Consider the following 19,202-nt stretch of genomic DNA (forward strand, 5'->3'; position numbering starts at 1 on the left):
TAAACGAATCAACAAATAAACGGATTAACAATTATTTCACAGCGGTTTCTTCCAGTGCTTCCCAGAATTCATAAGCTCTGCGCAAATGAGGTACGACAATAGTTCCGCCAACAAGCGTAGCGATTCCCATAGCTTCCATCATTTCTTCTTTGGTTACACCTTCTTTGAAACTGGTCTCCAAATGGTATTTCACGCAATCATCACAACGTAAAACTGCCGAAGCCACTAATCCTAGTAACTCTTTTGTTTTTACATCTAAAGCTCCCGCTGCATACGCATTGGTATCTAAATTGAAAATACGCTTTACAATTTTATTGTTGTCTGCCAATAATTTTTCGTTCATTTTAGAACGGTACTCGTTGAATTCTTGAATGATATCAGGCATTTTCTTTTTTTTGATTTCGTACTACAATTTTTGAAATTAAGATACTTACTTCATAGATTATTAACATCGGTATGGCTACAATGGTTTGGCTTACCACATCAGGCGGCGTAACAATTGCGGCAACGATAAGTATTATTATTACTGCATATTTCCAATATTTTCTTAAAAATTCCGGGGTTACTAATCCTAGTTTGGTCAAGAAGAAGATAATTATTGGTAATTCAAAAAATAATCCGCTGGCTATAACGCTTGTTTTTACCATGCTAATATAGGAATCAATGCTGAATTGGTTTTTTACTACGGCACTTACTTTAAAAGTGGCGAAAAAGTTAACCGACATCGGTACCACTACAAAATAGCCAAAGAGAACACCTAAAAAGAATAATAAGGAGGAAACAAAAATGAAAAGTTTCGCATGCTTTTTTTCTTTTTCATACAAAGCAGGACTGATGAACTTCCAGATTTCCCATAAAATATAAGGAAAACCAAGAATGAATCCCGCTAATATACACGTCCAAACCAATACATTTACCTGTCCTTCCATATCCGTGTTCTGGATTATAAAAGGCATTTCGGTTACGCAAATACTATCTGCAAAACCTAAGGCATGAGATAAATCGCAAAAAAAACGGTAGGTAATAAAATTAGGACTTGTTGGGCCAAAAATGATTACATCAAAAATATAATCACTGATAAAAAAAGTAACTGTGGCAAGAATCAATATTGCAATAGTACTTCGAACCAATAACCATCTTAATTCTTCAAGATGATCTAAAAACGACATTTCGTTTAAGTTTTTCTTCACCATTATACTATCCCCTCTTTTAAAATGTCATGTAAATGTAAAACGCCTTTGTATTCGCCATTGTCAACCACAATTAATTGTGTGATGGAGAAGTCTTCCAGGATATTCAGTGCCTCTACAACCATTGCTGTAGATGGTATTAGTTTTGGATTTTTAGTCATAATATCTTTTGCGGTCAAATCTGAGAAAGAATCCCTCTCATTTAGCATTCTTCGAATGTCACCATCGGTAATAATTCCGACAATTTTATCCTGATCTACAACGGCAGTTACGCCGAGACGCTTCTCTGAAATTTCGAAAATAACTTTTTTTATCGATGCATCCGGAGTAACCATCGGTTTCAAAGTATGTTCCAGCATATCTTTAACGCGGAGTAATAATTTTTTGCCTAAAGCACCGCCGGGATGATATACGGCAAAATCTTCTGGTTTGAAATCACGCATTTCCATAAGGCAAACGGCAATGGCATCACCCATTACTAATTGCGCGGTAGTACTATTGGTGGGAGCAAGATTGTTAGGGCAAGCCTCTGCTTCTACTGTAGTGTTCAAAATAAAATCGGAACCCTTAGCAAGAAAAGAAGTCATATTTCCTGTAATCGCAATTAAAGTATTTCCAAAACGTTTTAAAAGTGGTACTAAAACTTTTATTTCGGGGCTGTTGCCACTTTTCGATATACAAATAATTATATCGTCATTTTGAACCATCCCTAAATCACCATGAATCGCTTCGGAAGCGTGAAGAAACAGCGAAGGAGTTCCGGTAGAATTAAAGGTGGCTACCATTTTTTGAGCAATAATGGCACTTTTTCCAATACCTGTCACCACTAATCTTCCTTTGGAATTATAGATGTTTTGTGTGGCTTCAATGAAGTTTTCATCAAGAAATTCAGTTAGTTTGGCAATTGCTTTACTTTCAGATAAAATAGTTTTTTTGGCGCTAGCCAATATATTTTCTTTACTTATCAAAACAGAATGGTTAAAATTTGTGTGTTAAAAAGAATTTTGTATCTTTATTGATGCAAATTTATACAAAATACCACATAATCAAGAATGAATTCAAACGAAATTGATATCCACAAAGAATTAAAAAAATATTTTGGCTTTAGCCAATTTAAAGGATTACAAGAACAAGTGATTAAAAGTCTCCTGAATAAGGAAAACACATTTGTGATTATGCCTACAGGGGGAGGGAAGTCGCTCTGTTACCAATTGCCTGCTTTGATTCAGGAGGGAACTGCTATCGTAGTTTCGCCTTTAATCGCTTTGATGAAAAATCAAGTTGATGCCATTCGTAGTTTGTCTTCTGAAAATGGTGTCGCCCATGTTTTAAACTCTTCACTTACCAAAACCGAAATTACCCAAGTTAAAAAGGATATTACTTCCGGTTTAACCAAATTATTATATGTTGCCCCTGAATCCTTGACCAAAGAAGAGTATGTTACCTTTCTTCAAACGGTGCCTATTTCCTTTGTGGCTATCGATGAAGCCCATTGCATCTCTGAGTGGGGGCATGATTTTAGACCAGAATACAGAAATCTAAAACACATCATTAAGCAATTAGGGGATGTTCCTATTATTGGCTTGACCGCTACGGCCACGCCAAAAGTTCAGGAAGATATTCTGAAAAATTTAGATATGACGGATGCTACTACTTTTAAAGCATCTTTTAACAGACCCAATTTATATTACGAAGTACGTACCAAAACAAAAAATGTTGAATCGGATATTATTCGTTTTATCAAACAACATAAAGGCAAATCTGGAATAATTTATTGCTTAAGCCGTAAAAAAGTGGAGGCTGTTGCCGAAGTTTTACAGGTAAACGGAATAAGCGCCGTGCCTTATCATGCAGGATTAGATGCTAAAACCCGTGCCAAACACCAGGATATGTTTCTTATGGAAGATGTTGATGTGGTGGTGGCGACTATTGCTTTTGGAATGGGAATTGACAAACCGGATGTCCGTTTTGTAATTCACCACGATATTCCTAAATCATTGGAAAGTTATTATCAGGAAACCGGTCGCGCAGGTCGTGACGGTGGTGAAGGACATTGCCTTGCCTATTATTCCTATAAAGATGTGGAGAAATTAGAAAAATTCATGTCAGGTAAACCCGTAGCCGAACAGGAAATAGGTTTTGCCTTATTGCAAGAAGTGGTAGCTTATGCTGAAACTTCCATGTCCAGAAGGAGATTTCTACTTCATTATTTCGGAGAAGAATTTGATGATGTCAATGGTGAAGGCGCTGATATGGATGACAATGTTAGAAACCCGAAAACAAAAGTTGAAGCCATCGATGAAGTGGTGAAACTGCTGGAAGTCGTTCGCGATACTAAGCATTTATACAAATCAAAAGAAGTTGTTTTTACGTTGATTGGCCGTGTCAATGCCGTAATCAAAGCGCATAGAACCGATACGCAGTCTTTTTTTGGGTGCGGTTCGGATCATGATGAAAAATATTGGATGGCTTTATTGCGACAAGTTCTCGTTGCCGGACTTTTGTCGAAAGACATTGAAACCTATGGCATCGTGAAAATTACCAAGAAAGGATTGGATTTTATTAAAAACCGAGAATCCTTTATGATGTCTGAAGATCATGAATACAATGAGTCCGAGGATGAAGCGATCGTAACTGCAGCAAAATCTACAGGAACTGCCGATGAAGTATTGATGGGAATGTTACGCGATTTACGTAAAAAAGTAGCCAAGAAATTAGGCGTTCCTCCATTTGTGGTTTTCCAAGATCCATCACTCGAAGATATGGCTTTGAAATATCCGGTTTCCCAAGAAGAATTGATTAATATTCATGGCGTTGGAGAAGGGAAAGCTAAGAAATACGGAAAGGAATTCCTCGAATTAATTAGCCGATATGTAGAAGATAATGATATCATTCGTCCGGAGGATTTAGTGGTGAAATCTACTGGAGTCAATTCGGTAAATAAACTCTATATCATTCAAAATATCGACAGAAAATTATCTCTTGATGACATTGCTTCCGCAAAAGGGCTGAAGATGGACGATTTGATTAAAGAAATGGAACAAATTGTCTATTCCGGAACCAAGTTGAATATAAAATATTGGATAGACGATATGCTTGATGATGATCAGCAGGAGGAAATTCATGATTATTTTATGGAATCCCTTTCCGATAATATAGAAGACGCGCTCAAAGAATTTGAGGGTGATTATGATATTGATGAATTGCGTTTGATGCGAATTAAATTTATCAGCGAAGTGGCTAATTAGAAAATAATCAGTTTGCAGTAATCAGTGTTCAGGAGTTTTTACTATTTGAATACTGATTACTGAATATTAAAAATTTCTCCTCGATGCGGTTTTAAAGCATCTCTTACTTGAATCATGTTTTCATCCGTTACTACCATAAAAGCGATAGCTTGCATTTCGCCTTGAACCTCAAAACCGGTGATATTTAAGTCAAGTTTTTCAATTGCAATATATTGTTTCAAATGAATTTCGTGATGTTCTGCCGTTTTTGCGGAAGCAGGCCCGCGGAAATCCCAAATCAGTTTTATTTTTCTAGACATTTTTTTATGAGATACAAAGGTTCAGAGATTCAAAGTGCCAAAGTTACAAAGTCTAATTTAAAAAAGCATTCTAGATTCAATAACTAATTCCACTTCAAAATACTATTTTTGTACTTTGTTTTTGTTTTTCGAATAAACGACTCAACAAAGCAAGGATTAAATAAGATAAAATGCCTCAAGAACTCCTATTACAAGTACTGCCGGAAATAGCCGCAAATGAATTGTTGCTCAAAGACTATTTGGCGAAACAAATTAAGGTTGCTACCAAAGAAATCGAGCATGTTTCCATTTTAAAACGTTCTATTGATGCGCGTCAGAAAGCGGTGAAAATTAATTTGAAAGTGCTGATTTATTTGAAAGGAGAGCTTTTTCAAGAACATAAATTCCAGCTTCCCGATTATAAGAATGTGGCAACGGCTCAAGAAGTAATCGTTGTTGGCGCTGGACCTGCAGGACTTTTTGCAGCATTGCAATTGATAGAATTGGGTTTGAAACCAATAGTTATTGAGCGTGGAAAAGATGTTCGTGGCAGAAGAAGAGATTTGAAAGCCATCAATGTAGCGCATCTTGTCAACGAAGATTCCAATTATTGTTTTGGCGAAGGCGGAGCTGGAACCTATTCGGACGGGAAACTATACACGCGTTCTAAAAAAAGAGGCGATGTAACGAGGATTTTGGAATTGTTTGTTGCTTTTGGAGCTTCGGAAGATATATTAATTGATGCGCATCCGCATATTGGAACCAATAAATTGCCTCAAATTATTCAGGATATTCGGGAGAAAATCATCGAATGTGGCGGACAGGTTTTGTTCGAAACCCGATTGACTGATATTTTAGTAAAAAACAATGAAGTGCAAGGTATCGTTACTCAAAATGGGGATACGATTCTTGCTAATAAACTCATTTTGGCCACTGGACATTCTGCCCGTGATATTTTCGAATTATTGGACAGGAAACAAATTTTTATCGAAGCCAAACCTTTTGCCTTGGGCGTAAGAGCCGAGCATCCACAATCGTTAATCGACAGCATTCAGTATAGTTGTGATTATCGTGGTGAAAATTTACCTCCGGCACCTTATTCTATTGTAAAGCAAGTGGGCGGCAGAGGTATGTATTCGTTTTGTATGTGTCCCGGCGGTGTGATTGCGCCTTGTGCCACGAGTCCTGGTGAAGTAGTTACCAATGGTTGGTCTCCATCCAAAAGGGATCAGGCGACTGCCAATTCTGGAATTGTAATCGAATTGAAACTCGAAGATTTTCAACCGTTTGCCAAATTTGGTGCTTTAGCCGGAATGGAATTTCAAAAAAGTATCGAGCAAAAGGCATGGCATTTGGCTGGGGAAACCCAAAAAGTTCCTGCGCAACGCATGATTGATTTTACCCAAAACAAAGTTTCCTCCGAAATACCGAAAACATCTTATGTTCCCGGAACTACATCGGTAGAAATGGGGCAGGTTTTTCCTGGGTTTTTAACGCAAATATTGCGTGAAGGTTTCTCTGAATTTGGAAAATCCATGCGCGGTTATTTGACTAATGAGGCGGTGCTTCACGCGCCAGAGTCAAGAACTTCCTCGCCAGTACGCATTGCCAGAGATCCATTTACTTATGAGCATGTTCAAATAAAAGGCTTGTATCCTTGTGGAGAAGGGGCCGGTTATGCGGGTGGGATTATATCTGCGGCGATTGATGGAGAGAAATGCGCGCTGATGATTGGTGCAATCTTGAATAAATAAAAACCCCATATCACAGGTTGTATCCCTTGTCCGAAAAGGCGAATTTCCTTTTAGAAGAAATCGGTAAAGTTTAATCTGATGACATGCATTTCGACCAATATATCGGCTTCTTTTAGGATTGGAGTTGGAATGTCAGTATATTCCAAAACATCTGAATTGCCAAAAGTTGAAAAAATTAGCGCTTTCATTTTGTTACTTTATTTTTATTAAATTCCTGTAAACATTGATTGATTTTATTATATAATAATTTTTCATCAATGGGTTTTGATACATAATCATTCATTCCGACTGCTTTGCATTTTTTTATATCCACCGAAGTGACGTCGGCTGTAAGTGCAATTATGGGAATATCTGATTTCATTGTATCGCGAATGTGTGCCGTAGCTTCAAACCCATTCATTTCCGGCATTTGTAAATCCATCAAAATGATATCGTAATTGGTTTTTTCGAGGTTTTCAATGCCAAGTTTACCATTATCGGCAATAGTGACATCGCAACCAAAATCCAATAATATTATTTTTATCAAAAGCTGATTCAGTGCAATGTCTTCAACAACCAATACTTTTATGTTTTCGGTTGCTTTTTCTTCACATGGATTTTCCTGAATCGGTTCTATTGCAGGTAAGGGTATTATTTCAGTTGCCGAATCTCTTTTCTCAAAGGGTAACACAAAACCAAAAGAGGAACCTTTTCCTTCTTCACTTTCTACTATAATCGTCCCTCCCTGGAGTTCTACCAATTGTTTAACGATGGCAAGCCCTAAGCCCGTTCCTCCAAAGGAGCTGCTAATGTCCGCAGAGGCTTGTTCGAAATTATTGAAAACTTCAACTAATTTATTCTTCGGGACTCCTATCCCTGTATCCGTTATCAGGAATTCAATGATTGCTTTTTCAGCGTCTTCTTTTAATAAACGAACGGATATTGAAATGGTGCCAGCTGCTGTAAACTTCACGGCGTTACTCATCAGATTTAGGATTATCTGGCGTATGCGCATAGGATCGCCAATCAAATTCAAAGGAATATTGGAGTCATATTCATTGATTAATTCTAAATTTTTTTCCTTCATTTTAGGTTCAAACAAATGAAGCATTGTAGCAATGGAAACAGATAAGCTTATCGGAAGTTTCTCAAAAATCATCTTTCCGGAGTCTACTTTGGCAATGTCAAGAATGTCATTTATTAAAACAATCAATGAATCTCCGGATTCTTTGATTGCATTCATGTATTCTTTTTGGGAATCATCTAATTTTGTCTTTAACACCACATTAGTAAACCCAATAATTCCATTCATGGGAGTTCTTATTTCGTGGCTCATATTCGATAAAAACTGCTGCTTGGATTTTACCGCTTCTTCAGCAATTTGTGTTTTTAGCTCTGCATTTATTTTAGCTTCAACCAATTCTTTTTTAGCTAGTACTTGTGCCGTTACATCATAAGCAATAATAGTCACGCCAGAAACGCTTTGATCCGCTTCCAGATAAGGCTGATAAACAAAATTAAAATAAGTTTGCTCTAATTTTCCGTTGCGAAACATAGGTGCCAGAAGCGAATCTCCATAAAAGGCGATACCGGTAGTGTATACTTCGTCCAGCAATTTTGGAAATTCCAAATCTTTAAGCTCCGGCAAAATGGATATGAATTTTTTTCCTTCAACAGCATTTCCTTTTCCCCATATTTCTTTTATGCTGTCATTGGCAAGTGTAACTACCATATCTTTCCCTTTTAATATTGCTATGGCAAATGGGGAGGTCATCAGCATTAGATTGTAACGTTTTTCACTATTTTCGATCTCTTTAAGAGATTTTTTTTCTATTTCGAGTTGTTCTTCTAAGATTCTTTTTTCTTTTGTTTGGAGTTCAATTGCTAATTTTCGTATCGCAGTAATATCTTTAATAGCCAGAATAATTGATTCTTGGCCAGTTGTTTTTTTAACAAAGTGACTGGCATTTAGTAACATTATTTTTTCGCCAAGATTTGGAAACGTACGTTTCACCTCCAGATCTTGAATGACAGCCTTTTTGGCATTGGTATTATTAAGCAATTCGTCAAGTTCGGGTATGTTCCATTGTCCATTTTCTAATTCAAACAAATGTTTTCCTTCTGTTTCTTCTTTGGTAATGCTATGCTGCTTATAAAATGAATTGCTGGCAGATTTTATATAGAAGTCTTTGTCCAGTATCAGCATTGTCTCATGAATGGTGCCAATGATAGCTTCAGCATATTCATACGCTTCAGCCAGTTGCTCATTGTTTTTTTTCAATGTCTGATTGCTGGAAATAAGTTGTTGGTTTTCGGTGATATCTTCCCCGTGCTGGATGATGTATTTCACATTATTATCGGCATCTAATACGGGAGAATGGCTTACTTTCCAATATCTAACTTCAAAGCCGCCACCATTTGCGTCCGTTTTTTTAATGTCGTATTTTTGAGCCGGCAAAGTATCTGTTGCCTTATTTTTAATCACTCTGTTAAAAGAGGCACGTATGTTTTTTTCTCCATCGGCATTTTCTTCATCGGGATTAATGGGAAATGAATCGAAAATATTCTTACCTAAAATAGTTGCTCTTTCTGTCATAGTAGTTTCCAAGAAAGCATCGGTAACTGCAATTATTGTAAAATTAAGATCAATAACTACTACTATTACCGGAGAAAGATTGAATAAATCTTTGAAATCATTTTCAATCATAAGTATGCTATTTTAGTTGTGAAAAATTATTTTATTTTTGCGATACTTTTAAAAATAGTACTAAAGCTAGTGTGTTTCTCTGGCATTGTAGTAATCTAAAAAGTCTGCAAAGTTGAGCAATTCAAATTCAAAAAAATTGTATTGCTTCTAATTATTATTAGTCTAAAAAAAGATGAAATATAATCAATATATGTGAATTTCAGTGTAAAATCATAGTTCACTCTTGTTATTTTATAACTAACACTATTTCAGTTATTTTTAAAAATATTATGGAGTAAAAAGGTGTTTAGTTTATTAAATAACAAGTTTCTTTTGAACTTAAATGTCGCTTTTATGTTTTCGAGCTGGTTAGTTTCTTGTGCATGTATTGAGCCGGAATAAATGACTTTTTTTAAATGGTTGATGATTAATTCGTAATCATGCCATTCTCCAAGCAGGTCAGTTAAATTATCCTTGTTTGAAAATAGTCTATTTTTCTTGTTATCCTTCAAAATTTTCTCACTGTACTGTAATTTTTTTAGTCGTTTGCGAAGTAGGTGTATTTGCTTGTTTTTTAAAGTGTTTTGGCGAAAGAATTTTTGAATTTTAGCTCTTTTTTTATGGATGTAACACTGCGTCTTTTTTTTACTTGTATTGGTGAGGAAGGAAGTGATTTTTCGATACTTTTTTTTCAGATTTGGACTTGATTTACTATTTATAATGGAGAAGTAAATTTTCAATTCTTTGGTCAGTTCTTTTTTTAAATAAGTGTTATAGTCTTTGGGCAAATTGAAAAAGAAATGTTTTTCAATTAAAGACAGTTCTACTTGAAGTTCGCGGACTTTTCCGGCCTGACGAAAAATAAGTTTAAACGGTTTGAAAGTCTTATTTTGTTTAAATCCGTTGGAGCAAAAGTCAACCAAGTCAAATAAAGCATGGAGCTTTTTGATTTCTACCCGGAGTGTGTGGAAAGTATCTGGTGTAAAAGATTGTGGTGGTTTTTGTAAAAGAAGGGTAATCGTAGTTTTTCGTTTTTTTAAATATTGATTAAACGCTTTCATCTTTTGAAATTGTTAATGACCGTTTTTCTTAAAAATAAAATAAGACGAAAGCTTTATCTTGATTGCGTTTAATGAAGTAAAGGTTGCTAATTTTCATCAAGAAATTTATTTTTTTTCGTCGAATTCTTCTTTCGTAATTTCTCCTTTGGCAAATCTTTTTTTTAGAATATCCAATGCAGTGTCGTTTTTTGTTCGCTGACCGGGAATGTCATAAGGAGTTGTGAATATCCAGATGAGCATGATTACCCAAAATACCCACCACAACACGTGTATGCCCCAAAAGGGATGTCCATTATGGATAGCGGGTTTTTTAAAAAGATTGAAAATTAGTATAAATGTATGAAATTTATAGTTGAAAATCAAGTGATTACATAAGATTGTTTCTTTAGGGAAGTGAAAAACCGTCTGGTTAGGAGACGGTTTTAGCATAATTTCTATTTTTTATTTTTCAATCGATCTTTAAATAGCTTTTCAAATTTTTCTATTTTGGGTTGAATTACCATTTGGCAATACGGTTGGTTTTTATTATTTGCATAATAATTCTGATGGTAGTTTTCTGCTTTGTAAAACTTGGTCAGTGGTTCCAGTGTTGTTACTATAGGACTATCGTATATTTTAGCTTTTTTCAACGCATTGATAATCGTTAGCGCGGCTACTTTTTGTTGTTCGTTTTTGTAGAAAATGGCAGAACGGTATTGTGTTCCGGCATCAGCACCTTGACGGTTTAACGTAGTTGGATCGTGGACAGTAAAGAATACTTTGAAAATTTCATCCAGATTCGTTACGTTTTTATCATAGGTAATTTGTACCACTTCGGCATAACCCGTTCTTCCCGTGGAAACATCTTCATACGATGGATTCTCCATTTTACCGCCAGCATAACCTGAAATTGCCGATTTTACACCATTTAGATTCTCATAAACCGCTTCAACGCACCAGTAACAACCGCCAGCTAAAGTGATGGTTTCGAGATTCGATTGTTTTGCTGCTTGACCAGCAGTATTGTTTTGTCCAAACATATTCACTGTTGTTAAGAGACAAATTAAAAATAAATTCTTCATGTTATTTGGTGTCAGGTATAAAATCCAGGGCTATAGAATTCATGCAATATCTTTTTCCGGTTGGTGCAGGTCCATCATCAAAAAGATGTCCTAAATGTCCACCACATCTGCCACAAAGGGCTTCGATTCTTTCCATTCCAAGTGAATTGTCAGTTTTATAAACTACACTGTTTTTGTTGTCTTGTTCAAAAAAACTGGGCCAACCGCAACTGCTGGCAAATTTTGCACCGGAACGAAATAATTTATTACCACAAGAAGCACAGTAGTACGTTCCTTTTTCATCGGTGTTCCAGTATTTTCCTGTAAATGGTCTTTCGGTATCAGCATGTCGCATTACTTCATAAACATCTTCAGGTAATATCTTTTTCCATTCGGCATCCGTAAGGTTTAGTTTTGTCGTATCTGTATTGGAATAATACGGATTTCCGGATTTATTGATTGGATTTTCCATACTAGTAGTTTTTTTAATATTGTTCTGTTTGTTTGTATTTTGCCCGCAGGCAGTAAACATGAATAATGGAAGCAAAAATAATACGCTTAAAAAACGGGTTGTTGTTTTCATATTTTTCTTTTTTTGTTCTACAAATGTAAAGCGGTTTTTCACTATAATATGTCGCCTACTTTACAAATTAATAGTGATTTAAGTAAGTTTTAACTATTGTTATTTACGTAAAAAAATCACTTTTGGATTTATAATTTAAAAAAGCATAATGCTACAATGCCATTCGCATATTTATCAAATGTTTTTTGAATCCTACTTTTTCATAGGCCTTAATTGCAGGACTATTGTCATTATAAACATCCAGTCGAAGTTCGGATATGTCTTTTGAATGACACCAATCCTTGAGTGCTTCAATAATTCTGGAATTCACTCCTTTGCCTCTGTGATTTTCATTCGTGTACATAAATCCTAAATAGGCATACGTCTCATGATTCAAATAGGGTTTTGCAGTTTCTATTCTGGCATAACCGCAACCAATAATCTCCGAATCAATTTCGGCTACCAATAGTTCGACATCAGCTGCTGAAATCATTTTTTCAATGTTATAATAATGGATTTTCCCTTCTTTTAAAGTGGGGTCGAAAGGGCGTTCGGCAGTAATAATTCCTTGTTCGAATTCAAGGAGTTTTTCTAAATCGTTAGGATGCGCTTTTCGGATGTTTATAGTATGCATTACAATAGGTGTGATTTGAGTATAAAAATACAAAAGAATCTTTAAAGGATTAGCATTGCATTTTATTTGGGCTTGCTCCAAAATGGTTTCGCATCAACAAATCGAAACAGAACGTTAAAGCTTCCTTCCATAATTTTCTTTTTTGTATTTTTGTAAGGCTAAAAACACTTATGAAAGAAGAAAACGTAATATTAGTTAACCAAAATGATGAGCAAATAGGGTTAATGCCAAAGCTTGAAGCGCATGAAAAAGCCATTTTACATCGCGCCTTTTCTGTTTTTATTTTAAATGATAAAAATGAACTCATGCTGCAACAACGGGCGCATCAAAAATACCATTCCCCTTTATTGTGGACCAATACCTGCTGCAGTCATCAACGTGAAGGAGAGTCTAATATTGAGGCCGGAAGCCGAAGATTGTATGAAGAGATGGGTTTTGAAACTGAGCTCAAAGAGCTTTTCCATTTTATATATAAAGCCCCTTTTGATAACGGTTTGACTGAACATGAACTGGATCACGTTATGATAGGGTATTATAATGATGACCCCGAAATTAATACGGAAGAAGTAGAAGACTGGAAGTGGATGAAGATAGAGGATGTGAAAGTTGATATGGAAATTCATCCCGAATTATATACCGTTTGGTTCAAAATAATATTCGACGAGTTTTATCATTTTCTGGAAGAACATAAAGTATAACGTTAATTCAACCCTTTCTAATGAAAGTTACTATTTCACGAAAAGCCCATTTCAATGCGGCACATAGATTACATAGAAAAGACTGGACTTTCGAGCAAAACGAGGCTGTTTTTGGTAAATGTAACAATCCTAATTATCACGGGCATAACTACGAATTGATTGTTAGTGTAACTGGAGCAATTGATGCCGAAACCGGTTTTGTCATGGATGTAAAATTCTTGAGCGAAATCATTAAAGAAGAAGTTGAAGATCGGTTTGACCATAAAAATCTCAATCTTGATGTTTTGGAATTTCAGGATTTAAATCCAACAGCCGAGAATATCGTAGTGGTAATTTGGAATAGAATCAGAAAAAGAATCAAACCACAATTTGAATTGGAAGTAGTTCTTTATGAAACACCTCGTAATTTTGTAACCTATAAAGGGGAATAATGGACTTAAAAGTGGGAGACAAAATCCCGAATTTTAAAGCAACAGATACCAACGGTAATGATTTTGACAGTCAAAGCATAGTAGGACATAAGCCCCTTGTTATTTATTTTTATCCAAAAGACAATACACCGGGCTGTACCGCTCAAGCATGCAGTTTTAGAGATCAATATGAAGATTTTAAGGATGTAGGTGCAGAGGTAATAGGTGTGAGTAGCGATAGTGTTGCTTCTCATCAAGAATTTACTAGACACTATAAACTGCCTTTTCTTCTTTTGTCAGACCCTGATAAAAAAATTAAAAAACTTTTTGGTGTTCACTCTCAAATGCTTGGGTTAATTCCGGGACGTGTAACGTATGTAACAGATAAGAACGGAATTATTCAATTGATTTTTGATAGCATGATAGCCACTAGGCACATACCTGTAGCGCTTGAAACCGTTAAAAGATTAATATCATAGATTAACAAAATCGTATTAGATACGTTTTATGTTTTTATCTTAATTTGCATCTTATCCCCACCTTACGGCGCCATTTTTTTAAGTGAACTGAAGACTTGTTTGCGGAAATGATATAGATTGTGCAAATTTGCACTACATAAAAAAAGTAAAATGAAATTTTATCCATTACAATTTGAACCCATTCTAAAAGAAAGAATTTGGGGTGGTGAAAAACTAAAAACGGTACTTCATAAACCAATTACATCAAAAATTACTGGCGAAAGCTGGGAGTTATCCACGGTAGAGGGTGATGTGAGTGTGGTAGCTAACGGTGAATGGAAAGGAAAATCATTGACTACTTTGATTAATGAATGTCCAAACGAAATTTTAGGAACAGTTGTTCATGCACGATTTGGAAAACAATTCCCATTGCTTTTCAAATATCTAGATGCTCGTGACGATTTGTCTATACAAGTTCATCCTAACGATGAGTTGGCCAAAAAACGACATAATTCTTTTGGAAAAACAGAAATGTGGTACATCATTCAAGCGGATGATGATGCCAAAATAATTGTTGGTTTCAAAGAGAAATCGAATGTGAACAATTATTTAGAAAATCTAAAAAATAAAACCTTACTTTCTATTCTTGACGATGTGAAAGTAAAATCAGGTGATGTCTTTTTCTTGGAAGCAGGAACGATTCATGCTATTGGTGCCGGATTGGTCGTTGCCGAAATTCAGCAAACATCAGATATTACCTATCGTCTTTATGACTTTGACAGGGTAGATGCTAATGGAAAAAATAGAGAACTACATGTTGATTTGGCTTTGGAGGCTATTAACTATAATACTGTAGAAACCAAAAAAGAATATACTAAAAACGAAAATGTGTCCAATGAAGTTGTGGATTGTCCTTATTTCACCACTAATTTTCTTCCGTTGAATGGTGAAATTACTGTTTCTAAATCCGGAAAAACGTTTACAGTTTATATGTGTTTGGAAGGAGGATTTGAAATTGATCTTGACAATTCAAAATCGCAATATAAAAAAGGAGATACTGTTTTGATTCCCGCTGCAATGAATACATTCATTCTCAATGGAAAAGCTTCAATTTTAGAAATTTACATTTCATAGTCGGTAATAGAAAGATTATGTGTACTTTTGCAGACGCAAATTAAAATTCAAATTTTAAAAAAATAAAAATGGCAAACGTTAAGAATTTAAAGAAAGACATCAACTACGTTTTAGGAGATATTATTGAAGCAGTTTACTTGTTCGAAATTTCTACAACAGGAAAACCAACAACAGAAACTAATGCTTTAATTGACGAAGCTATCGCTGCTTTTGACGTTTTAATCACAAAAGTGAACGAAAAAAAGGTAGAAGATAAAAAAGCACACTTCAAACAAATCAATGTTGAATTGGAACAAACTGCTAATCAATTGATTGCTAAAATCAACGAATTGTAGTCAAAAAAAAGCAAAAAAAGTTTGAATTTGTTTTGGAAAATAGAAATTCAGACTTATATTTGCACCCGTAATGAGTCGCCAGCGTAGCTCAGTTGGCTAGAGCAGCTGATTTGTAATCAGCAGGTCGTGGGTTCGAGTCCCTCCGCCGGCTCTTTAATAAAACCATCTAATACTCTTAGATGGTTTTTTGTTTTTATTAAAAAAAAGGCAACATTAAATTTAATTCAAGGTTAAAGAAAACCGTCTCGATGTATCGAGACGGTTTTTTTATTTTGATATAAAATAAGAATAGTAATACATTTTACCCCTGTGTAATATTTTTTTTGTTAAATTTGAAATCTAACCTAAAAAATAAATAGTATGGAAGAGCATTCAGTTATTGAAAATTTTGAAATGAGACTAAATGAATCTGCAAAAGATTTTTTAAAAGAAACGGCTAAATGGGCTCATTTTTTATCAATCCTTGGTTATATAGGAATTGGTTTTATTGCTTTAGCGGCGTTATTTGCGGGGACATTATTTTCTAAGTTTGGCAATATGGCACCTGGAATGGGAGCTATAGGGTCATCCATAAGAATATTTATAACGGTTGTGTATTTGATAATTGCAATTCTTTATTTTTTTCCAGTGTATTACTTAAATAAATTTGGATCTAATGCTAAAGCAGCGTTTAGAGACAATGATTCGGAAACACTTGCTGCCTCTTTAGAATATTTAAAATCACATTACAAATACATTGGAATTATGACATTAGTTGTTTTCTCTTTATATATCTTAATGTTTGCAGGTATGTTAATTATGGGAATGGCTTTAAAGAGTTAATGAATACTTGATTTACACTGTTGTTAAAATAGAAAAACCGTCTCGATATATCGAAACGGTTTTTCTATTTTAGGGAAACTTATAATTAACAACTCATTTATTTTTGCTTTTTGATATCGGAAACATATTTAGTCAATTTTTTTCCATAAAGCGATTGTGCTACTTTTGGAGACATGGATTTTTGAATCGTATCCAAGTATTTAATATTGATATCATAGATCTCTGATAAGGCAATATAAGGCGCTACCTCGTAGTTTTTATTGTTTATCGCAAAGTTAGTAGCAAATAAATACTTTCGTTTTGTATTAGAGTCTTGTCTTGCGTTTAAACTGTCAATAGCTTTAGCGTTATTGCTTTTAATGGCATTGAATTTTTTTTCAATTAAAGTAAGATTTTCATCTGTGAAACGTGAATTTATTTTTTTGTATTCCTCAAATAAATCATTATTCTTTGATCCTGTAATTTTAGCACTAGAAAGATAAGAGTCTAAACTAGTTTCAATAGTTATATTTCCTGGTTCAGCAAAAAACGAAAGGTTGTTGTCTAATGAATTGCTCACACCTCTATCCAGAAATAAATAAAGCATTTCAGGAGATTTTAATTCTAAGTCACTTTCAAAAGTAGGACTTCCATCGATGTTAATGGTGTCAATAACAACAAGGTTGGTGTCCACTACTCTTTGAATATATAAAGTTCCTTTTTTTAATCCTTTAATATTTCCGGTAATATGCAAGTTTGTTTTTGAATCTTTTTCGTTACAAGATGACAAAAGCAAAAAGGTAACGAATGCAATAATAGATTTTTTCATGTGAAGTTAATATTTGTTTTTTTTTGGAACATGGTATCGCCATTCTTTTAGTATGATTTTTTTGAATCATGGCGACTTCCTTTGTGTTTATATTTTGCCGCAAAATAAAGAAAATTGTTGGAATGATTTGGGAACGCATTCAAATTTTATAAAAAAAATCCCAATCTATTTTCTAAATTGGGATTTTCTGAATTATTTTTTGGATTTATGCTTTAAACCAAGCTTCCTTTAGTTTGCTCTTGGAAGAATCGGTTGCTTTAAGGCCTTCTTTTTCTTCATAAGGAAGTTTTACTTTTCCTTTAATGATTTGCTCCTTTCCATCGCGTTTTATTTTCACGGTAATTGCATCGTTTTCTTTCCAATTTTGGCTTTCGGTTATCATTTCATAAATATTGTCTAATGAATAGGATTTGTCATTTATAGCCATTATAACATCTCCTCCTTTAATACCAAGGGTAGTATAAAAATCAATTAACTTTATATTTGGATCAACGAGAATTTCCTTGGTTTGCTGATTAACCGTGATGTATGGTATTTTTTCTTTTAAGAAAACGTTGCCAGAAACTTTTTCCATCGTATTTGTAACACCCACTTTGGCTAAGTAGGTAGCATAAGGGATTGGAGTTGTTCCAGAGACATAAGTCTTTAAAAAAGTTCCGACTTCAGGATAGGTTAAAGCGGTGATTTTTGCGAAAAGCTCTTCGTCATTAAATGGTTTTGTTGGACCATATTCAGTCGAAAGTTTTTGCATCAAATCAAGAATTCCTTTTTCGCCATTGCTTTTTTCTCGGATTATAATATCCAAGCACATCCCAATAAGGGCTCCTTTTTCATACACATTCAAATATTGATCTTTGTATGGCTCTGTCAATACATTAGCACTCATCGTTGTAAAAGACATCGTGTCATTCAGGGTATTGGCGCGCGTAATTTTTTCGGCTATTCGGGTGTAAAATTCTTCTTCATTAATTAGGCCTTGATTAATTTGAAAAAGATTAGCAAAATATTCAGTTACACCTTCATACATCCATAAGTGCTGAGACATTTTTGGGGCATTATAATCAAAATATTGAATTTCTTTAGAATGAATTGATAAAGGAGTCACGATATGAAAAAATTCATGTGAAACTACATCTTTCATTGATTTTACTAATTCGTCTTTTGGCATCATTTCAGGTAAAACTACTGTTGTTGCGGTAGGATGTTCTAAAGCACCAAATCCTTTTGCGTCATCTTCCTTCATAGTGGACAGGTATACTAAAACGCTGTATTTTTTAGTGGCATTTATTTTACCCAGAAAATTCTTTTGGGCGGTCATCATCGTTTTCATTTCAGGAGTAATACTTTCGGCGGTATATTTGCCCGTAGGAGAATATACAGCAATCAGTATTTCCATTCCGTCAACTGTAAAAGTGGTATAATCTGGCTTGGCATACATGATCGGGTTTTCGACTAATTCAGCGTAGCGAGACATAATGAATTTGTCATTTGTGGTACTTGCGTCCAAATCAGTCATAGAGGTTGCTCCCCAAAGTGTTGCTGGATGTGAAATGGTTACATTATACGGTATTGACATGTAATTTGTAAAATAACCCACAAAACAATGCGTGTTAAGCATTATGTTTTTTCCGGCATCGATATTAGAACCTGCAGGTGAAAAAATTTCATCACCACCAAATTTTTTCCCGGTTTCGGTATCAAAGGAGTCACTTACCAAATAAGTGATTTTATCTAAAGTTTTTGCATTCGCAATGGACCAAGAATTAGCGTCTGTTTTATTTACCGCCAATAGATTTCCTTTTGTATCATACGCTTTTAGATCATCAATATATCTACCGTAGTTGTCTTCAGAATACGTTCCTGGAACTGTTTTTGGAATATGATACGTGATTTCATCAGTCGAAATTGATGGCGTATGGATTGTTACCATCACCTTGTCATCTTTTATTTCATTTAGATTGATTGCAACTTGAACTTCTTGTTTTGCAGTGGTAGTAGCCGATGAACTGGCAGTTTTGCAACTCCAAAGAATAGAAGCTAAGGCAAGGGATAAAAATATTCGTTTCATTTTCGTTTGTTTTATTTTAGCTGTTAGTCATTTAAAA

At 34.8% G+C, this 19,202-nt stretch carries 21 protein-coding genes and 1 tRNA gene; 9 read left to right on the top strand and 13 right to left on the bottom strand.

What is annotated here, in order from left to right; translation table 11 throughout:
* Positions 1 to 31: 31 nt before the first annotated feature.
* Genes ACM55M_RS10135 through ACM55M_RS10145 form a run of 3 tightly spaced genes read right to left on the bottom strand, consistent with a single transcriptional unit; the run spans position 32 to position 2,158 of the window.
* Positions 32 to 385, bottom strand: a complete 354-nt coding sequence (locus tag ACM55M_RS10135; protein WP_416857484.1) for a carboxymuconolactone decarboxylase family protein — start codon at positions 383 to 385, stop codon at positions 32 to 34.
* Positions 378 to 1,193, bottom strand: coding sequence for a twin-arginine translocase subunit TatC (gene tatC / locus ACM55M_RS10140; RefSeq protein ID WP_416857486.1), 816 nt, complete (start codon positions 1,191 to 1,193; stop codon positions 378 to 380). Before tatC ends, ACM55M_RS10135 begins: the two co-directional genes overlap by 8 nt.
* Entirely contained in the window at positions 1,193 to 2,158 is a 966-nt protein-coding gene (locus ACM55M_RS10145) for a KpsF/GutQ family sugar-phosphate isomerase (RefSeq protein WP_416857487.1), read from the bottom strand. Before ACM55M_RS10145 ends, tatC begins: the two co-directional genes overlap by 1 nt.
* A gap of 84 nt (positions 2,159 to 2,242) precedes the next feature.
* Between ACM55M_RS10145 and recQ the strand changes: the two genes are divergently transcribed.
* On the top strand, positions 2,243 to 4,438 hold the full coding sequence (recQ, locus tag ACM55M_RS10150) for a DNA helicase RecQ (protein WP_416857489.1): 2,196 nt from the start codon (positions 2,243 to 2,245) through the stop codon (positions 4,436 to 4,438).
* A 56-nt stretch (positions 4,439 to 4,494) separates the two neighbouring features.
* Here recQ and ACM55M_RS10155 read toward each other — a convergent pair whose 3' ends face one another.
* Complete coding sequence (locus tag ACM55M_RS10155; RefSeq protein WP_416857490.1) at positions 4,495 to 4,737, bottom strand: hypothetical protein; 243 nt, start codon at positions 4,735 to 4,737, stop codon at positions 4,495 to 4,497.
* Between the two features lie 170 nt (positions 4,738 to 4,907).
* On the opposite strand from ACM55M_RS10155, the gene ACM55M_RS10160 reads away from it, so the two are divergent.
* Entirely contained in the window at positions 4,908 to 6,470 is a 1,563-nt protein-coding gene (locus ACM55M_RS10160) for an NAD(P)/FAD-dependent oxidoreductase (RefSeq protein ID WP_416857492.1), read from the top strand.
* Between the two features lie 50 nt (positions 6,471 to 6,520).
* On the opposite strand, the gene ACM55M_RS10165 is transcribed toward ACM55M_RS10160, so the two are convergent.
* The 7 genes from ACM55M_RS10165 to ACM55M_RS10195 all read right to left on the bottom strand — a co-directional run bounded on the left by ACM55M_RS10165 (position 6,521) and on the right by ACM55M_RS10195 (position 12,432).
* Positions 6,521 to 6,658 (bottom strand): hypothetical protein, encoded by a 138-nt coding sequence (locus ACM55M_RS10165; protein ID WP_416857493.1) that lies wholly within the window; start codon positions 6,656 to 6,658, stop codon positions 6,521 to 6,523.
* Complete coding sequence (locus ACM55M_RS10170) at positions 6,655 to 9,156, bottom strand: PAS domain-containing hybrid sensor histidine kinase/response regulator (protein ID WP_416857495.1); 2,502 nt, start codon at positions 9,154 to 9,156, stop codon at positions 6,655 to 6,657. The genes ACM55M_RS10165 and ACM55M_RS10170 overlap by 4 nt, the downstream gene beginning before the upstream one ends.
* Before the next feature lie 248 nt (positions 9,157 to 9,404).
* A complete protein-coding gene (locus ACM55M_RS10175) occupies positions 9,405 to 10,196 on the bottom strand; it encodes a CHAD domain-containing protein (RefSeq protein WP_416857496.1) in 792 nt (263 codons plus the stop codon).
* Positions 10,197 to 10,301: 105 nt separating this feature from the next.
* Positions 10,302 to 10,625 (bottom strand): SHOCT domain-containing protein, encoded by a 324-nt coding sequence (locus tag ACM55M_RS10180; protein WP_416857498.1) that lies wholly within the window; start codon positions 10,623 to 10,625, stop codon positions 10,302 to 10,304.
* A gap of 5 nt (positions 10,626 to 10,630) precedes the next feature.
* A complete protein-coding gene (gene msrA, locus ACM55M_RS10185) occupies positions 10,631 to 11,257 on the bottom strand; it encodes a peptide-methionine (S)-S-oxide reductase MsrA (RefSeq protein WP_416857500.1) in 627 nt (208 codons plus the stop codon).
* Position 11,258: 1 nt separating this feature from the next.
* Positions 11,259 to 11,819 carry a peptide-methionine (R)-S-oxide reductase MsrB gene (gene msrB / locus ACM55M_RS10190; protein ID WP_416857501.1) on the bottom strand — a complete coding sequence of 187 codons (561 nt, stop codon included), beginning with the start codon at positions 11,817 to 11,819 and terminating at the stop codon, positions 11,259 to 11,261.
* A gap of 151 nt (positions 11,820 to 11,970) precedes the next feature.
* Positions 11,971 to 12,432: a GNAT family N-acetyltransferase gene (locus ACM55M_RS10195; RefSeq protein WP_416857503.1), complete on the bottom strand. Its 462-nt coding sequence runs from the start codon at positions 12,430 to 12,432 to the stop codon at positions 11,971 to 11,973.
* 170 nt (positions 12,433 to 12,602) lie between these two features.
* Here ACM55M_RS10195 and idi point away from each other — a divergent pair, with 170 nt between their 5' ends.
* The 7 genes from idi to ACM55M_RS10230 all read left to right on the top strand — a co-directional run bounded on the left by idi (position 12,603) and on the right by ACM55M_RS10230 (position 16,289).
* A complete protein-coding gene (idi, locus tag ACM55M_RS10200) occupies positions 12,603 to 13,130 on the top strand; it encodes an isopentenyl-diphosphate Delta-isomerase (protein WP_416857504.1) in 528 nt (175 codons plus the stop codon).
* 20 nt (positions 13,131 to 13,150) lie between these two features.
* Complete coding sequence (locus tag ACM55M_RS10205) at positions 13,151 to 13,561, top strand: 6-pyruvoyl trahydropterin synthase family protein (protein ID WP_416857506.1); 411 nt, start codon at positions 13,151 to 13,153, stop codon at positions 13,559 to 13,561.
* The gene (locus ACM55M_RS10210) at positions 13,561 to 14,019 is read left to right on the top strand and encodes a peroxiredoxin (RefSeq protein WP_416857508.1); all 459 of its coding nucleotides are present in this window, start codon (positions 13,561 to 13,563) and stop codon (positions 14,017 to 14,019) included. The genes ACM55M_RS10205 and ACM55M_RS10210 overlap by 1 nt, the downstream gene beginning before the upstream one ends.
* 150 nt (positions 14,020 to 14,169) lie before the next feature.
* Complete coding sequence (locus ACM55M_RS10215) at positions 14,170 to 15,132, top strand: type I phosphomannose isomerase catalytic subunit (protein ID WP_416857510.1); 963 nt, start codon at positions 14,170 to 14,172, stop codon at positions 15,130 to 15,132.
* A gap of 68 nt (positions 15,133 to 15,200) precedes the next feature.
* Positions 15,201 to 15,467: a hypothetical protein gene (locus ACM55M_RS10220; protein WP_416843010.1), complete on the top strand. Its 267-nt coding sequence runs from the start codon at positions 15,201 to 15,203 to the stop codon at positions 15,465 to 15,467.
* 77 nt (positions 15,468 to 15,544) lie between these two features.
* Positions 15,545 to 15,618 (top strand) — tRNA-Thr (locus ACM55M_RS10225).
* A gap of 209 nt (positions 15,619 to 15,827) precedes the next feature.
* Positions 15,828 to 16,289, top strand: coding sequence for a hypothetical protein (locus tag ACM55M_RS10230; protein WP_416857511.1), 462 nt, complete (start codon positions 15,828 to 15,830; stop codon positions 16,287 to 16,289).
* Positions 16,290 to 16,386: 97 nt separating this feature from the next.
* Here ACM55M_RS10230 and ACM55M_RS10235 read toward each other — a convergent pair whose 3' ends face one another.
* Together ACM55M_RS10235 and ACM55M_RS10240 are read right to left on the bottom strand one after the other, a co-directional pair.
* On the bottom strand, positions 16,387 to 17,097 hold the full coding sequence (locus ACM55M_RS10235; RefSeq protein WP_416857512.1) for a DUF4369 domain-containing protein: 711 nt from the start codon (positions 17,095 to 17,097) through the stop codon (positions 16,387 to 16,389).
* A gap of 205 nt (positions 17,098 to 17,302) precedes the next feature.
* Positions 17,303 to 19,165 carry a M61 family metallopeptidase gene (locus ACM55M_RS10240; RefSeq protein ID WP_416857514.1) on the bottom strand — a complete coding sequence of 621 codons (1,863 nt, stop codon included), beginning with the start codon at positions 19,163 to 19,165 and terminating at the stop codon, positions 17,303 to 17,305.
* Positions 19,166 to 19,202: the final 37 nt, after the last annotated feature.

The organism is Flavobacterium galactosi, assembly GCF_048158585.1.
Classification (GTDB): Bacteria; Bacteroidota; Bacteroidia; order Flavobacteriales; family Flavobacteriaceae; genus Flavobacterium; species Flavobacterium galactosi.

Excerpts from the sequence above, each read along its gene's own strand:
- ACM55M_RS10135 (WP_416857484.1), bottom strand. The coding sequence starts at position 385 with ATGCCTGATATCATTCAAGAATTCAACGAGTACCGTTCTAAAATGAAC.
- tatC (WP_416857486.1), bottom strand. The coding sequence starts at position 1,193 with ATGGTGAAGAAAAACTTAAACGAAATGTCGTTTTTAGATCATCTTGAA.
- recQ (WP_416857489.1), top strand. The coding sequence starts at position 2,243 with ATGAATTCAAACGAAATTGATATCCACAAAGAATTAAAAAAATATTTT.
- ACM55M_RS10155 (WP_416857490.1), bottom strand. The coding sequence starts at position 4,737 with ATGTCTAGAAAAATAAAACTGATTTGGGATTTCCGCGGGCCTGCTTCC.
- ACM55M_RS10160 (WP_416857492.1), top strand. The coding sequence starts at position 4,908 with ATGCCTCAAGAACTCCTATTACAAGTACTGCCGGAAATAGCCGCAAAT.
- ACM55M_RS10165 (WP_416857493.1), bottom strand. The coding sequence starts at position 6,658 with ATGAAAGCGCTAATTTTTTCAACTTTTGGCAATTCAGATGTTTTGGAA.
- ACM55M_RS10170 (WP_416857495.1), bottom strand. The coding sequence starts at position 9,156 with ATGATTGAAAATGATTTCAAAGATTTATTCAATCTTTCTCCGGTAATA.
- ACM55M_RS10175 (WP_416857496.1), bottom strand. The coding sequence starts at position 10,196 with ATGAAAGCGTTTAATCAATATTTAAAAAAACGAAAAACTACGATTACC.
- ACM55M_RS10180 (WP_416857498.1), bottom strand. The coding sequence starts at position 10,625 with ATGCTAAAACCGTCTCCTAACCAGACGGTTTTTCACTTCCCTAAAGAA.
- msrA (WP_416857500.1), bottom strand. The coding sequence starts at position 11,257 with ATGAAGAATTTATTTTTAATTTGTCTCTTAACAACAGTGAATATGTTT.
- msrB (WP_416857501.1), bottom strand. The coding sequence starts at position 11,819 with ATGAAAACAACAACCCGTTTTTTAAGCGTATTATTTTTGCTTCCATTA.
- ACM55M_RS10195 (WP_416857503.1), bottom strand. The coding sequence starts at position 12,432 with ATGCATACTATAAACATCCGAAAAGCGCATCCTAACGATTTAGAAAAA.
- idi (WP_416857504.1), top strand. The coding sequence starts at position 12,603 with ATGAAAGAAGAAAACGTAATATTAGTTAACCAAAATGATGAGCAAATA.
- ACM55M_RS10205 (WP_416857506.1), top strand. The coding sequence starts at position 13,151 with ATGAAAGTTACTATTTCACGAAAAGCCCATTTCAATGCGGCACATAGA.
- ACM55M_RS10210 (WP_416857508.1), top strand. The coding sequence starts at position 13,561 with ATGGACTTAAAAGTGGGAGACAAAATCCCGAATTTTAAAGCAACAGAT.
- ACM55M_RS10215 (WP_416857510.1), top strand. The coding sequence starts at position 14,170 with ATGAAATTTTATCCATTACAATTTGAACCCATTCTAAAAGAAAGAATT.
- ACM55M_RS10220 (WP_416843010.1), top strand. The coding sequence starts at position 15,201 with ATGGCAAACGTTAAGAATTTAAAGAAAGACATCAACTACGTTTTAGGA.
- ACM55M_RS10230 (WP_416857511.1), top strand. The coding sequence starts at position 15,828 with ATGGAAGAGCATTCAGTTATTGAAAATTTTGAAATGAGACTAAATGAA.
- ACM55M_RS10235 (WP_416857512.1), bottom strand. The coding sequence starts at position 17,097 with ATGAAAAAATCTATTATTGCATTCGTTACCTTTTTGCTTTTGTCATCT.
- ACM55M_RS10240 (WP_416857514.1), bottom strand. The coding sequence starts at position 19,165 with ATGAAACGAATATTTTTATCCCTTGCCTTAGCTTCTATTCTTTGGAGT.